This is a genomic window from Bacteroidia bacterium, from assembly GCA_026932145.1.
Classification (GTDB): Bacteria; Bacteroidota; Bacteroidia; order J057; family JAIXKT01; genus JAIXKT01.
Genome location: JAIXKT010000008.1, coordinates 26708 through 41216, shown reverse-complemented (window position 1 = coordinate 41216; position 14509 = coordinate 26708). Strand labels below are relative to the sequence as shown.

Annotated in this window: 12 protein-coding genes; 11 read left to right on the top strand and 1 reads right to left on the bottom strand. The window is 39.1% G+C overall.

Annotated features, from left to right (window positions below; genetic code table 11):
* Positions 1-9 precede the first annotated feature (9 nt).
* The 7 genes from LC115_03245 (at position 10) to LC115_03215 (ending at position 9278) form a co-directional block, all read left to right on the top strand.
* A complete protein-coding gene (locus tag LC115_03245) occupies positions 10-2100 on the top strand; it encodes an enoyl-CoA hydratase/isomerase family protein (protein ID MCZ2355700.1) in 2091 nt (696 codons plus the stop codon).
* Between the two features lie 18 nt (positions 2101-2118).
* Positions 2119-3174: a 6-hydroxycyclohex-1-ene-1-carbonyl-CoA dehydrogenase gene (had, locus tag LC115_03240; GenBank protein MCZ2355699.1), complete on the top strand. Its 1056-nt coding sequence runs from the start codon at positions 2119-2121 to the stop codon at positions 3172-3174.
* Between the two features lie 21 nt (positions 3175-3195).
* Positions 3196-4299, top strand: a complete 1104-nt coding sequence (gene oah / locus LC115_03235) for a 6-oxocyclohex-1-ene-1-carbonyl-CoA hydratase (GenBank protein ID MCZ2355698.1) — start codon at positions 3196-3198, stop codon at positions 4297-4299.
* Between the two features lie 64 nt (positions 4300-4363).
* On the top strand, positions 4364-5137 hold the full coding sequence (locus tag LC115_03230) for an enoyl-CoA hydratase/isomerase family protein (protein MCZ2355697.1): 774 nt from the start codon (positions 4364-4366) through the stop codon (positions 5135-5137).
* Between the two features lie 101 nt (positions 5138-5238).
* The gene (locus LC115_03225) at positions 5239-7074 is read left to right on the top strand and encodes a 2-oxoacid:acceptor oxidoreductase subunit alpha (GenBank protein ID MCZ2355696.1); all 1836 of its coding nucleotides are present in this window, start codon (positions 5239-5241) and stop codon (positions 7072-7074) included.
* Positions 7075-7078: 4 nt separating this feature from the next.
* Positions 7079-8104: a 2-oxoacid:ferredoxin oxidoreductase subunit beta gene (locus LC115_03220; protein MCZ2355695.1), complete on the top strand. Its 1026-nt coding sequence runs from the start codon at positions 7079-7081 to the stop codon at positions 8102-8104.
* Between the two features lie 70 nt (positions 8105-8174).
* The gene (locus LC115_03215) at positions 8175-9278 is read left to right on the top strand and encodes an endonuclease/exonuclease/phosphatase family protein (GenBank protein ID MCZ2355694.1); all 1104 of its coding nucleotides are present in this window, start codon (positions 8175-8177) and stop codon (positions 9276-9278) included.
* On the opposite strand, the gene tyrS is transcribed toward LC115_03215, so the two are convergent.
* Positions 9279-10562 (bottom strand): tyrosine--tRNA ligase, encoded by a 1284-nt coding sequence (tyrS, locus tag LC115_03210; GenBank protein MCZ2355693.1) that lies wholly within the window; start codon positions 10560-10562, stop codon positions 9279-9281.
* A 395-nt stretch (positions 10563-10957) separates the two neighbouring features.
* On the opposite strand from tyrS, the gene LC115_03205 reads away from it, so the two are divergent.
* From LC115_03205 to LC115_03190, 4 genes are all read left to right on the top strand, one after another.
* Positions 10958-12163, top strand: coding sequence for a tetratricopeptide repeat protein (locus LC115_03205; GenBank protein ID MCZ2355692.1), 1206 nt, complete (start codon positions 10958-10960; stop codon positions 12161-12163).
* Between the two features lie 94 nt (positions 12164-12257).
* A complete protein-coding gene (gene gcvH / locus LC115_03200) occupies positions 12258-12638 on the top strand; it encodes a glycine cleavage system protein GcvH (GenBank protein ID MCZ2355691.1) in 381 nt (126 codons plus the stop codon).
* A 2-nt stretch (positions 12639-12640) separates the two neighbouring features.
* The gene (locus LC115_03195; protein ID MCZ2355690.1) at positions 12641-13906 is read left to right on the top strand and encodes a DUF2851 family protein; all 1266 of its coding nucleotides are present in this window, start codon (positions 12641-12643) and stop codon (positions 13904-13906) included.
* A 24-nt stretch (positions 13907-13930) separates the two neighbouring features.
* The gene (locus LC115_03190) at positions 13931-14437 is read left to right on the top strand and encodes a thioredoxin family protein (GenBank protein ID MCZ2355689.1); all 507 of its coding nucleotides are present in this window, start codon (positions 13931-13933) and stop codon (positions 14435-14437) included.
* Positions 14438-14509: the final 72 nt, after the last annotated feature.

Below are 14509 nucleotides of genomic sequence, written 5' to 3'. Positions count from 1 at the left end.
ACGTACTCTATGAATAACTATCTAAGACCCTCTACGTTAGAAGCCCTCGGTTTGGGCAGCGTACTCGATATTATCAAAAACGGAAAACTTCCAATAGATACAGAAAGACTTGTTAATCAAGTTTTTGGAGAAAAAGAAAATCGCGGCGCATTGGTAATAACCGGTGCTAACGGCATCGTTGGAGCCGGTAAAGTGATGCAATTTGCTTCCCGATTAGCTCCCTATAACGTCCCTATCATTGCCCTTGACCTACCCTGCTCTGCAGACGGCTTTAACCAGCAAACCCAACAACTACTTAACTCTTTTGGGCGCGAAGCCGCGAATGATATTCTAAAAAACGTCATTCGCTTAAATTATGACGGAAACTCCCTCCCGCCGGTTGTCAAAAGCTATAATCCTACATTTTTATTGGAAGCTATTCCGGAAAATTTGGAGCTGAAAAAGGCACACTATGCACTCTTTAAAAAAGAATTTCCGGATATTCATATTTTTTCGGTAACGTCCGGTTTTCCATCTGCCCAGTTAGGCGTGAGTATTGCTCACCCTGCTTTTCCCCATGAGATTAACAAAATCTTTGAAGTTGTAGAACCTTCGGTTACACCACAAACACAATTGCTTTGGTCGCTTGGCCTGATTCCCGTTCAAGTAAGCGATGACTGGTCATTTGTTTTGGATGTATTCTTTTGCGGATTGTTGCAGGCAAGTATTCAATTTGCCAACATTACCAACACACCTTATTGGAAAATAGACAAATACATTAGGCGGTTAATTGGCCCGAATCCTTTCCGAGCACACGATGTTATTGGTGCAAAAGGTTCTAATTTCTTAACTTGGTCATGCTTATATCATCTTGGCCAGCACTATGGAAACCTATTTACGCCGGTTCAAGAACTTACAGAACGTAAAGATAGCGGCCAAAATTGGTATCCGCCAGACCATTTTCGTCCCTTAGTTAACTGGAATTTGGCAGACGACGAATCCGTAATATTGAAAGACATTATTTTGGGCGCATTATTCCAGATGACTTCTATCATGATTCATGAGAAGCGGGCTGATTTTGCTACCATGAATGCTATTGGAGAACTTTGTGCGCAGTTTACCAAAGGAATGATAGCTACTGCCAGAAAAACAGGTAGTGAACAAGTTTTTAAAACCATACAAGCATATCATCAACTTATTCCGCAGGCTGCCGAAACAGCGTGGTATCCGGATGTTTTTAAGAATATGGATACCCCCGAATGGCAACAACTATATGTGAATGCAGAGCATGATGGTTCCGTGGGAGTTATCACTCTAAGCAGAGAAAGTTATAGTTGGGATGTTGATGCGGAATTAAACCGTGCCATAGATTGGTTAAAGCAGCATCAAATCAAAAGGGTTGTTTTAACCGGTGATTTTCATCTATCCACACAGATGGTTGGTGCCGATATTACGGAATTTTTCCCCGCCGTTACCGACCCCAAGCAAGGAGCGCATATTGCATATTCTTGGTCAGAAACAGCCAGAAGACTGCATCATGAGTTTGAGATTTCTATTGGTTTTATCAATGGCAAACGTTGTATGGGCGGAATGTTAGAACTTATGATGCACTGTCATTATCTTTTTGCGGTTCAAGATGCTACCTTAGCAATGCCGGAAGTTACCTTGCCGGTAATACCCGGTATGGAGGGCTGCCATTGGGCAATCCGAAAAGCTAAGCCGGAAATGCGTAAAAATCTGCTGAAAATGCTCATAGAAGGAAAATCCTTTAAAGCAAAAGATACCATTGGCTGGCTAACAGACTTTGCCGATACCGCAGAAAATTCATTACAGAAAATCTGGCAGATCTTACAAGAAGGCGAAAATGCTTTACCTAAACGTCTGCTAATCAATACTCCCCTTGGAAAACTGAATTTTGAAGAGGCGAATATAACGCCCTCACAAGATGCCGGATTGTTAGAAGCACGTAAAGCGATTACCGCTTGTATTGAAAACTCTTGCAATGCAAGTATTGCCGAATCAATCCACGTTCAGGCTAAGTTATCTGGTGATTTTATGGTAAATCCGCTTTGCCGAAAAGGAAGAATCGGCGCAGAATACGACAAAATGATGCAAGCATAAAAAATAATAAATAACAACATGAAATTGTATCAATATCAGATGACCGAGCTAAAAGCCGATTTTAAATTGGTGGAGTCGGATATACCGAATATTTCGGATCAGGATGCCTTAGTAAAGATTGCCGGCTGCGGCGTATGCCATACAGATTTGAGTTTTTGGCACGATGGCGTTAAAACAAAAAAAGAATTACCGCTGACATTAGGCCATGAAATCAGTGGCACAGTTATCAAAGGCCCAGCACATCTTCTTGATAAAAAGGTAATTATACCGGCAGTGCTACCCTGCGGAGATTGTGAACTCTGCAAAAAAGGACGCAGTAATATTTGCCAAAACCAACTGATGCCCGGAAATGATTTTCATGGAGGGTTTGCATCCCATATTGTGGTACCGCATAAATTTCTTTGCCCCGTTCCGGAAAGTATTTTAGAAAAATACAGCTTAGAGCAGTTAGCCGTTATTGCTGATGCCATTTCTACACCGTATCAAGTTATCAAAAAATCGGAGTTAGAAGCCGGAGATTTGGCCATCGTGATTGGTGTAGGCGGTGTAGGTGTTTACGGTGCGTTAATAGCTAAAATATTGGGAGCCAAAGTGTTAGCAATAGACATTAGCGACGAAAAATTAGCAGCAGCCAAAAAGAACGGAGTAGATGCAGTGCTTAACTCCAAAAATATGGACATAAAAGCCATTAAAGCAAAGGTCAAAGAAATAGCCAAAGAAATAGGTGCACACAAATATGGCTGGAAAATATTTGAAATATCTGGAACTACTGCCGGCCAAGAACTTGCGTTTAACCTCATAACCTACACCTCCACCCTAAGTATAGTTGGCTTTACAATGGCAAAACCGGATATTCGCCTAAGCAATATCATGGCTTTCGATGCAAAACTAATTGGTACATGGGGTTGCAAACCGGAACTTTATCCCGAAGTCGTTGAACTAATTGACTCCGGAAAACTGACTATCACCGATTTTGTTCAAACTTTTCCAATGTCAAAAATTAACGAAGTATTTCAGAATACTTTGGCACACAAATACGACAAACGCTCTGTTTTAGTACCGGATTTTAACTAAACATTTAATAAAACAACTTTTATGGAAACTCTAAAAAATCACAATTTAGTAGAAGGTTATCAATATACAGATATTATCTACGAAAAACGCCCTTGCCTAAATACTGACGGCACACCGGTTGAGGGTTTGTATAATGCGTGGATAATTCTAAATAATCCAAAACAATTTAACTCATACACAACCAAAGCAGTTAAAGAAGTTATCTTGGCGTTTGGGGAAGCTTCTAATGACAGAAGCGTTGTAGCGGTTGTTTTTACAGGTTCGGAAGACAAAGCATTCTGCACCGGCGGAAATACCAAAGAATATGCTGAATATTATTCTGGAAATCCGCAGGAATATTCTCAATATATGCGTTTGTTTAATGACATGGTTTCCAGTATTTTAAAATGTGAGAAGCCGGTTATTTCAAGGGTAAACGGGATGCGCATTGGCGGCGGCCAAGAAATTGGTATGGCTTGTGATTTTACCATAGCCTCGGATTTAGCCCGTTTTGGGCAAGCCGGACCCAAACACGGCAGTGCCGCCATTGGCGGAGCTACCGACTTCCTGCACCTATACGTAGGCGTAGAACGAGCTATGGCCTCTCTAACTCTCTGTGAACCATGGACTGCCCATCAGGCACTTATGCACGGCCTCATCACAGATATAGCTCCTGTACTAAAAGTAGATGAAAAATTCATCCCTAACCCACTCATAAACATCGAAAAATATGCCGATGAATACGGCAGAATCATTTTCGGATCTATGAAAACAGGCACAGAACTCACTGCAGGAAAAGAACTTATGGCAAAAGGAACGATTGATTTTACGATGCTTGATGCATTATTAAATAAATTCCTCGCTAAATTGCTACACACTTTCCCCAATTGCCTCCACAAAACACTCACCGAAGTTCGTAAGAAAAAACTCGAACATTGGGATATGAATAAAGAAAGCAGCAGAGAATGGTTAGCCCTAAATATGATGACGGAAGCCAAAGCCGGATTCCGCGCCTTTAATTATGGCCCAAAAAATAACCGTGAAGTAGATTTTGTGAAACTTCGCCAACTCTTAGCCGAAGGCAAAGAATGGAACGATGAAATGCACCAACTAATTTCCCCACAATTTAAAACTGAAACAGCCTAAAAATAAAGACTTCCTTAAAATCAAACAATTGAGGAAGTCTTTTTTACAAGATACTAATTTTTGTATGAAAAAAATAAAACTCTCGTACTCGCATAACGAGGCAGTAGCCAATATTTTGTTAGATGACGGAAAAGGAAATGTTTTAGATAACACCATGATGCAAGATATTTTGGCTTGCTTTCAGCTATTTAAAACGAATCACAATCTAAAACTCATCACATTTCAAGGGCAGGGAAAACATTTTTCATTTGGAGCAAGTGTTGAAGAGCACACCTACCAGTTAGCCGGGAAGATGCTCAAAACGTTTCACCAAATATTTATAGAAATTATAGAGATGCAAATACCCACATTGGCAAAAGTATCCGGCCAGTGTTTGGGGGGAGGTATGGAGTTAGCACTTGTTTGTAATTTTATTTTTGCAGATAAGACAGCTAAGTTTGGCCAGCCCGAAATTATTTTGGGGGTTTTTCCGCCTCCTGCATCCATTATTTTGCCCGAAAAAATTGGCTTAGCTCGCGCCGAAGATATTTTGCTCACCGGAAAAACCATTGATGCCGAAGAAGCCCTGAAAATAGGCCTTCTAAATGCTGTCTATGAAGATAAAAATATCCTCGATGCCGAAGTGGACGGCTGGATAGAAAAATACATCCTTCCCAAAAGTGCCTCCTCTTTGCGTTTTGCCAACGGCGCAGCCAGAGTTAAATTCAGCCATATCATAAGTAATTTTTTGAATTATTTAGAACAAACTTATACTCAAAAACTTATGGAAACCAAAGATGCTAATGAAGGGATTCAGGCATTTTTAGAAAAAAGAAAACCAAATTGGTCAAACAATTAGAAATCAAGAAAAACGAATAGAACTATCTAACTAAAAAATATGTTTCAAAAATAACTCTGGAATAAACTATTTGTTTAATAGAGTTATTCTTAAATTAAGAAATGAGAACTGAATTACAAAATGCTATTATAAAATTTGCGGGGGATTCTGGGGACGGGATGCAATTGGTTGGCTCATTATTTACGGACACTACGGCGATTATGGGTAGCCAGTTAGCCACTTTTCCTGATTTTCCGTCAGAGATACGTGCCCCACAGGGCACAGTTGCAGGGGTTTCCGGGTATCAGATTAACTTTGGTGCTTCTGGAGTGTATGGGCCGGGAGATTCTCCCGATGTTTTGATAGCCATGAACCCTGCTGCTTTAAAAGCTAATCTAAAACAACTAAGACCCGCCTGCACTATCCTCATTGACCGAGATTCCTTTGGAAAAAGAGACTTAGAAAAAGCCGGCTTTGAAAATAACCCGCTTGAAACAGAGCTTTTAGCAAACTACAAAGTCATTGAAATTCCGATTACCTCTCTTACCAAAACTGCCGTAGCCGATCTAAAATTGGATACAAAGACTGCCGATAGATGTAAAAATATGTTTACACTTGGGGTTGTCTTTTGGCTTTTCGATGAACCCTTAGACCAGACCATAGAGTTTATCAACAAACGGTTCAAGAGTAATCCGACTCTTGGGGAGGCAAATATTCGGGCATTAAAAGCCGGCTTTCACTACGGTTTAACGATTGAGGCTATCAAGCCTTCTTATGCTGTTTTGACAGCTAAAAGGCAGCCTGGAATTTATCGGAACATCACTGGAAATCAATCACTTGCGTGGGGTTTTATGACTGCAGCCCAACGGATTGGGAAGCCGTTATTTTTAGGTTCGTATCCCATAACGCCGGCATCTGACATTATGCAGGAGCTGGTTAAACACAAGTGGGCTGGTGTTAAAGTTTTTCAGGCAGAAGATGAAATTGCCGGAATATGCTCCGCTATTGGAGCAGCTTATGCCGGAAATGTAGCCATTACAACCACATCCGGGCCGGGTATGGCCTTAAAAACGGAAGCTATCGGCTTAGCAGTAATGGCAGAACTACCAATCGTTATCGTTAATGTGCAACGCGGAGGACCTTCTACCGGATTGCCCACCAAAACAGAACAAAGCGACCTCATGCAAGCTATCTGGGGAAGAAACGGAGAATCACCGGTAGTCGTTTTGGCAGCAAGTACACCTTCTGACTGCTTTGATTGGGCTTATGAAGCCACCCGAATAGCTGTTGAACACATGACACCGGTTATACTGCTCTCAGAAAGCTACTTAGCAAATGGTTCTGAACCCTGGAAAATTAAGCAGACAACAGATATGCCGGAAATTAATCCTAATTTTCTTACCGATGCAGACCCCAACTGGAAACCTTATAACCGAAATCCAGAAACATTAGCCCGAAGTTGGGTATCTCCCGGCACACCTAATTTACAGCACCGCATTGGGGGCTTAGAAAAAGATGCTCTTTCCAGCAGTGTATCCCACGACCCGGAAAACCATGAAAAAATGGTCTTAATCCGCAAAGAAAAAGTAAACCGCGTTGCCAATGATATTCCCAATCAAAAATATAAAGGTAAAAATGCCTCAAAGTTATTGGTTGTAGGCTGGGGTGGACAATTCGGAATTTTACTCGGAGCAGTAACCGAACTCCAGCAAGAAGGTAAAGACATCGCATTTGCACACTTTAACTACCTTTATCCGCTGCCCAAAAACACAAGCGAAGTATTTGCTAAATTTGAAAAAATCATCGTTTGTGAACTCAACACAGGTCAGTTTGCTAATTATTTGCGAGCTACCCTACCTCAGTTTCAGTACCTACAATATAATAAAATAGAAGGATTACCATTTAAATTAGCCGAATTAAAGGCTGCTTTCAACAAAGTTTTAGCAGAAAATTCATAATACCATGAACTTAGAAGGATTACAGTGTTTATATAAACCTAAGGATTATGCAAGTAGCCAAGAGGTTAAGTGGTGTCCGGGCTGTGGGGATTATGCTATCTTGAATGCTGTCCAAAAAGCATTTTCAGAACTAAATCTAAAAAAAGAAGACGTTGCCATAATATCCGGAATAGGCTGTTCATCTCGTTTTCCATATTATATGGATACCTACGGTTTTCATACAATTCATGGTAGGGCAGTGGCCGTAGCTACGGGCGTGAAGTTAGCAAATCCTGAGTTAAGTGTTTGGGTGGTTTCAGGGGACGGGGACTCGCTCGCCATCGGCGGAAACCACCTTATCCACGCAATTCGCAGAAACTTAAACCTTAACTACCTCATATTCAACAATGAAATCTATGGATTAACAAAAGGCCAGTTCTCACCCACCACTAACTTTGGAACGGTTACTAAGTCGTCTCCGTATGGAACTGTAGAAAATCCATTTCAGATAGGAGAATTAGCATTAGGAGCGCAAAGCCAATTCTTTGCAAGAGTTCCTGATACAGATGTGAAGCTAATGACCCAAGTTATGGTTGAAGCTGAAAAACACAATGGCCTATCCCTGATTGAAATTCTACAAAACTGCGTTATCTTCAATGACGGAGCGCATGACTACATCACAAGTAAGGAAAACAAACTGAATAACCAGCTTATTTTAGAGCACGGAAAACCAATGATTTTTGGTAAAGACAAAAACAAAGGTATCCGCCTAAATGGCTTAGAACTTGAAGTTGTTACGATTGGTGAAAATGGAATTACCGAAAAAGACATCCTCATTCATGATGCAGAAGCTAAATCAGGAGCCTTACATTATTTATTAACCCAAATGAAGTTGCCGGAATTTCCGGTTGCACTTGGTATCATCAGAAATGTGAAAGCACCTGTTTTTGATGAATCTTTTAATACCCAAATGAAAGAAATGCAAGCCAAAAGCAACCTGAAAAATTTAGATGAGCTGTTTGTAAGCGGTAGCACATTCCAGATTCACTAATATCTTGCCGCTTTTAAGTTAGGTTAAATCATTAAAATAGCTTTAAATCAATGAGTTAAAAATCTTAAATATGCGTAAGACAATCATCAAGGTATCTCTGGTTTTTTTATCCGCTTTACTGATAGCATTGCTGTTTATATCACAAACTAATTTGTTGGTATATCAATTTAAGCCGATTGAACCTGCACTGTATTACCAAGCTAAACAGATTCAAGAGGCTTCTCCTAAGGATACCTTGTTGGTGATGACTTGGAATGTAAAGTTTGGTGGAGCTCGTATAGATTTTTGGTTTGATTGCTATGGAGACCGTGTGCACATGACCGAAGAAGAGGTTATCACAAATTGTGCTGCCTTAGCGAAAAAAATAGAGGCTGTTAATCCGGATATTTTGTTTTTACAAGAGGCTGATATTGACTCGTGGCGTACTCCCGGAGCAGATATGGTTCAGTATCTATTAGACAATACAGCCTTAAATTATGGCACTTACGCAAGCCAATGGCAAGTAAATTATATTCCTACTAAAAACTTAGGAAAGGTTAACTCCGGTAATGCTATTTTAAGTAAATGGCCGCTGAAAGAGGCCACCAGAATAGCATTACCACTTTTAACAGAACAAGATCCGGTTACCCGATTTTTCTACTTACGCCGTAATTTGTTGATAACAAAGTTAGATATACCCAACTCATCAAAACCTATCTACTTAATTGACACCCATACCTCTGCTTATTCCAAAGAAAATACCCGTTTAGTACAGCTAAAAATCTTACAGCAAGTAGCTGATAGTTTAGTTAAAGCCGGAAACAATGTGGTTTTTGGGGGCGACTTCAATACATTGCCTCCGGGAACTAAAAAGCTCAGCAAGTTTGATGACTCCGTTTGTAAGGATAAAGACTTTTTGGAAGACGACTACACCAAAGAACGAGATTGGCTGCTACCTATCTATAAAAGCTACTCAGAATGTATCCCATTAGAACAATATAACCTAAACGAAGAAAAATACTATTCTCACACCGTAAACGGACACGGTTTTTGGAATAGAAGATTGGATTACCTTTTTTCAAACCTTTCTTGGGTGCCTAACTCAGGGATGGTGCATCAAGACGAAAAAACCGGAGGCATGAGCACAATGCCTCTATCTGACCACGCACCGCTTACCGGACTATTGATTAAATAACTAAGAACAGCTATTTAAACCGATTTCAATGAGGTAATAATTCTTTTTACCTTTTTGGATAATTAGAAACTTATTGTGAATCAGATTATACTGTTTTATCAAACAGTTAGCGTCTGTTAACTTTTCTTTATTTACGCGGATACTGCCGGCTTGCAAAGCCTTACGTCCTTCGGTTTTAGAAGGCACAATTTGGCATTGATGAATAATGTCTAAGATTGTCCATGATTCAAACTGCTCCATAGAAATATTACTTCTGGGAACACCTTCGAAAACATCTTCAAATAAAGATGGACTGATATTTTGCAAGCTATTTAAATCTTCGGAAAACAAGGCAAGGCTTGCAGCTATAACCTGCTTGCAAACCTCCGGACTATGTATCCAGCTTGTAAGTTCTTCTGCAATCGCTTTTTGAGCAATTCGCTTTTCTGGATTTTTGGGGTGTTCAGCAAGAATTTCGTTGATTTCTTCAATAGACTTTAACGAAAATACCATAAAAATACGCTGCAAATCATCATCAGCAGTATTCAGAAAATATTGATAAAACTTATAGGGGCTGGTACGTTCTGGAGAAATCCAGATATTACCGGATTCAGATTTGCCAAACTTACTGCCGTCAGATTTAACCAACAGCGGGCAGGTTAGCCCATGCCCGGACTGGCCAAGCATTCTACGGATTAGCTCCGTGCCGGCAGTAATATTTCCCCACTGGTCAGACCCACCAACTTGTAGCACACAATTTTTATGCTTATATAGATAATAAAAATCATAGGCTTGAATTAGCTGATAGCTAAATTCAGTAAAAGACAAACCGGTTTCAAGGCGTTTTTGGACAGAATCTTTGGCTAACATATAATTTACAGTAAGTTGTTTACCCACATCCCGCAGGAAATTAAGGAAGGAAAATTGCTTCATCCAGTCATAGTTATTCACTATTTCTGCTGAAGCTGTTGGGTGCTCAAAATCAAGGAATTTACGTAACTGTTTAGTAATAGAATCTACATTATGTGTAAGTATTTCCTCGCTCAATAAATTACGTTCATGGGATTTTCCGGAGGGGTCGCCAATCATGCCGGTTGCGCCCCCTATCAGCACAATAGGCTTATGCCCGTGCCGCTGCAAACGCACCAAAAGCATGAGTGTAGCAAGGTTTCCAATGTGGATAGAATCCGATGTAGGATCAAATCCTGCGTATGCAATAACTTGCTTTTGGCTAAAAAGAGCCTCTAAATCTGGTGTTTTACTATGGATTAATTCTCTATTAGAAAGTTCTTCAATATAATTCATTGATAAACAGAAGTATCGATGCGTTAAAAAAAAAATATAAAAACTTTACAAAGTTCATAAAATAGTTAATTTCACAGCCGAAACTAAGTAGATAAATATTCGTATAAACCTAAGAAAACATCCCCAAATTATGTTTTATCACGAAATACAGTTTAAATACTCCGTTGGCAAAAAAAAAACAACAATTTGCAATTTTTTATTTTTTAATTCGTGAAGAAATACAGAAATTTGACCCCGAAAAATATTGAATCAAAAATTCTCAACTAATTTTTCTATTAATGATTATGTGTACTAAGCTAATTTTCCGATTTCCAATTTTATTAGCGTTTTTGTGGCTCCCGGCGGCTATCTGGGCACAAGGGCCGGGATCGGTATCGTTCAGAGCTGGTGAGCAAATGCGAAAGCAAAAGAATTGCGCCGGTGCTATAGCAAAGTATGATGAGGCCATTAAAATGGAACCATCAAACTACAAATATTACTATGCAAAAGGTAAGTGTTTGGCTAAAACTGACCCTAATGCAGCCGTTGCGGCTTTCTCGGATGCAACAAAGTATAAAGAGGATTTCTCACCTGCCTATGTGTCTATCGCTAAGATTTATGTTAAAAAGAAAGAATACGACAAAGCTGTTCAGTATTTTAACTTAGCTTTCAAATATGAAACCGACGTAAATCGTAAGGTTATTTACAAGCAAACGGTAGTTTCAATTTTATTGAAACAAGACCGCGCCAGCGAAGCACGTACCCATGTAGATCAAGTAAAAAGTTTATCTCCCCAAGATCCAAGAATTCCAGCTATGGAAGGAGATGTTTACGGCGCATCAAATCAGTGGGCGCAAGCAAAAGACTCCTATCAAAGAGCAGTTGATCTTTCCAAAGATTTACCACCGACTACTTCCGCAAAGTATTGGTATGGTTTAGGACTTGCTTATAGCAAAATGGGAAATGCTGCCGAAGCAGATAAGGCTTGGAAAAATGTACCTACAAACTCACCATACTACAAAAAAATCAAGTCTGACCAAAGCAAGTCTTCACACAGCTACTACTATAAGTTGGCTGTAGGTTACTACAAGTGCGGAGAAGATGAAGAAGCATTGAACAATCTACGCAAAGCCGTTGAGCTAACTCCTACATTCTCAGGAGGTTATAAATTGATGGGAATTATTAACTTTAAAAAAGGGCGTTCTCAAGAGGCTATTACGAATCTAAATAAGGCTGTAGATAGTGAAACCGATGCCGCCAAAAAAGCTGCCCTATACAATTTGATGATTAAAATTCAATCTGGTGCCGGTGATTACGCAGGTGCTATCGCAACAGCAAATAAAATTTTAGAAAAAGCTCCTAATACATTAGGCGTAATTTTCCAAAAAGGAGTTGCAGAATACAAAGTCGGCCAATACGCACAAGCAGTAGCTTCTGCTGAAAGAGCTTTAACGATGGCTCCGGCAGATCCCAACAAAAAAGCACAATATTATTTCTTACTTGGCTTAGCTGCCAAAAAAGGAGGAGATATTGAAAAAGCTAAAAAAGCTTTCAAAGATGCTATGTTTGGCCCCTATAAAGCTGCCGCTAATAACGAACTATCCAAAATATCAACAAAATAAATAACCAAATTTTGTAACGAAAAACTGCCCTCTTTTTCAAAGAAGGGCAGTTTTCTATTTTAGAAAAACTTATTTTTGCGCAGAAATTAATCTTATGAATATTCCAGATAATCTAAAATACACCCCTGACCATGAATGGATACGCTTATCCGGTGAGTATGCAGAGGTAGGTATCACAGACTTTGCCCAGCGAGAACTTGGTGATATTGTTTATGTAGATGTTCCATCTTTACATAAAACACTCGCTCAACAAGAGGTTTTTGGAACAATAGAAGCTGTAAAAACTGTTTCGGATTTATTTTTACCGATTTCTGGAGAAATTGTTGAAGTAAACGCATTATTAGAAAAGGCACCAGACACAATCAACCAAGACCCTTATGGAGGTGGTTGGGTTGTTAAAATCCGAGTTACAAATCCTACCGAGTTAGATGCTCTCTTAGATGCGACTGCATATAGGTCGCACGTAGGAGTATAAGAATGCAGGAAGCCCTGCTTCAGTTTGTTTGGAGATTACAACTATTCCATAATCAAGTATTTACATTATCAGACGGGCGTAAGTTATTAGTACTTTCGCCCGGAAGACAAAACGCTAATCAAGGGCCGGATTTCTTGTATGCGCGCTTAGAAATTGACGGAATCCAGTGGGTGGGTTCCGTTGAGTGTCATATAGATGGCCAAAGTTGGTACTTGCACAGCCACCATAAAGATAGTATCTATAATTCCGTAATACTTCACGTTGTTTTAAAAAAATCTACCCAGATTCCTTGCAGAAAAGACGGAACGGAGATTACGGAATTAGTTGTTTCACTACCAGAGGCTATTTTGGAGAAGTATCAACAATTTTTAAAGACAGAAAATTCTATTCCTTGTTCAAACTTTCACTCAGAAATTCCTCCTTTGCTATCCTATCAGTGGTTTACTCGCTTGGGTGTGGAAAGATTTGAGCGAAAGAAAGACCTTTGGTTGCAACAAAAGCCCAGCGATATAGACTACTTAGATTTACTTTGGAGGGCTACCGCCGAAGCAATAGCTGGCCCAATCAACCGGCAGGCTTTTGGAGAAATGGCTCAACACATACCTTTTTCTATCATTCGTCAGTACCGGCACCAAATAATTCAATTACACGCATTACTGTTTGGAGTAGCTCGCCTAATTCCCGAAAAAACAACCGAAGATTACCCAAAAATACTACTGCAAGAATGGCACTACTTACAACAAAAGCACCAATTAACACAGCTAAATACTCAATGTTATTTTTTTAGAATACGACCAATTGCTTTTCCTACTATCCGTATAGCACAATTGGCAGCAATAATCCAATTTGAACCATATTGGCAGCTAACAAACCCCATTATTCCGAATATAGACAAGCAATTCTTAAATCAACACATTCATCATTATTGGAAAACACATTATATTTTTGAAAAAGAAACAAAGCTACATAACGTTTCTATTTCTGATGAAGTGTATAACAGATTAATAATAAATGCCTTTTTACCTATTCAGTGGAGCTATTTTTCAAAATTCAATCCGGATCAAATAGATTATTATTTGAATTTATTGGAAAAAATACCGCCGGAGCAAAATCAACATACTGCTAAATTTAAAAATCTTGAGTTTAAACCAAGATGTATTTTGCATAGCCAAGGAATGATTGAATGTATTACACAGTATTGCCAATCCCAAAAGTGCTTAGAATGTCAGTTTGGCCAGAAAATTCTTTCCCCAAAAACGTCTTATTAAAGTTAAACCAATTACTTTTACTTGATGATTAGAAATATCGTTATTGGGATAATAGTTTTTACATTATTTGGGTGTAAAAATTATTATTTACGAGGTTACTTTACGGTTTCAGAATTTAAAGAACAATGCCGGTGGAAAAATCCGGTGAATACAAGATACACACCTAAAAAACGCAATCTGGTGTATTTAGATTCTTTGCAGACAACAAAAGATTCTGTGGATTTAAAATTATTTTTAGGCACATGGTGTAGCGATAGCCGCAAATTAGTACCCAAGTTTTTTAATATTATGCCAAAATTACCCATTAGGAGCGTTACAATTGTTTCAGTAGATACCACCAAACGGGATATTAACAGATGGGTAAATTCTTATCAGGTAGATTCAATACCGATGTTTATATTTTTCAGAAATGAGAAAGAGATTGGCAGAATTAAAGTAAAACCGGGTAAACAAGGATTAGAACCGGCATTATGGCATATAATATCCCCAAAAGATAGCATGAATATGGGTAAAAAAGAAAAAAATAAATAAATGTTTGCAAAACATCCTACACTAATTCAAAAACTAATTATTTTAGCTGCCGCAAAGAAATAATCCAAAAAT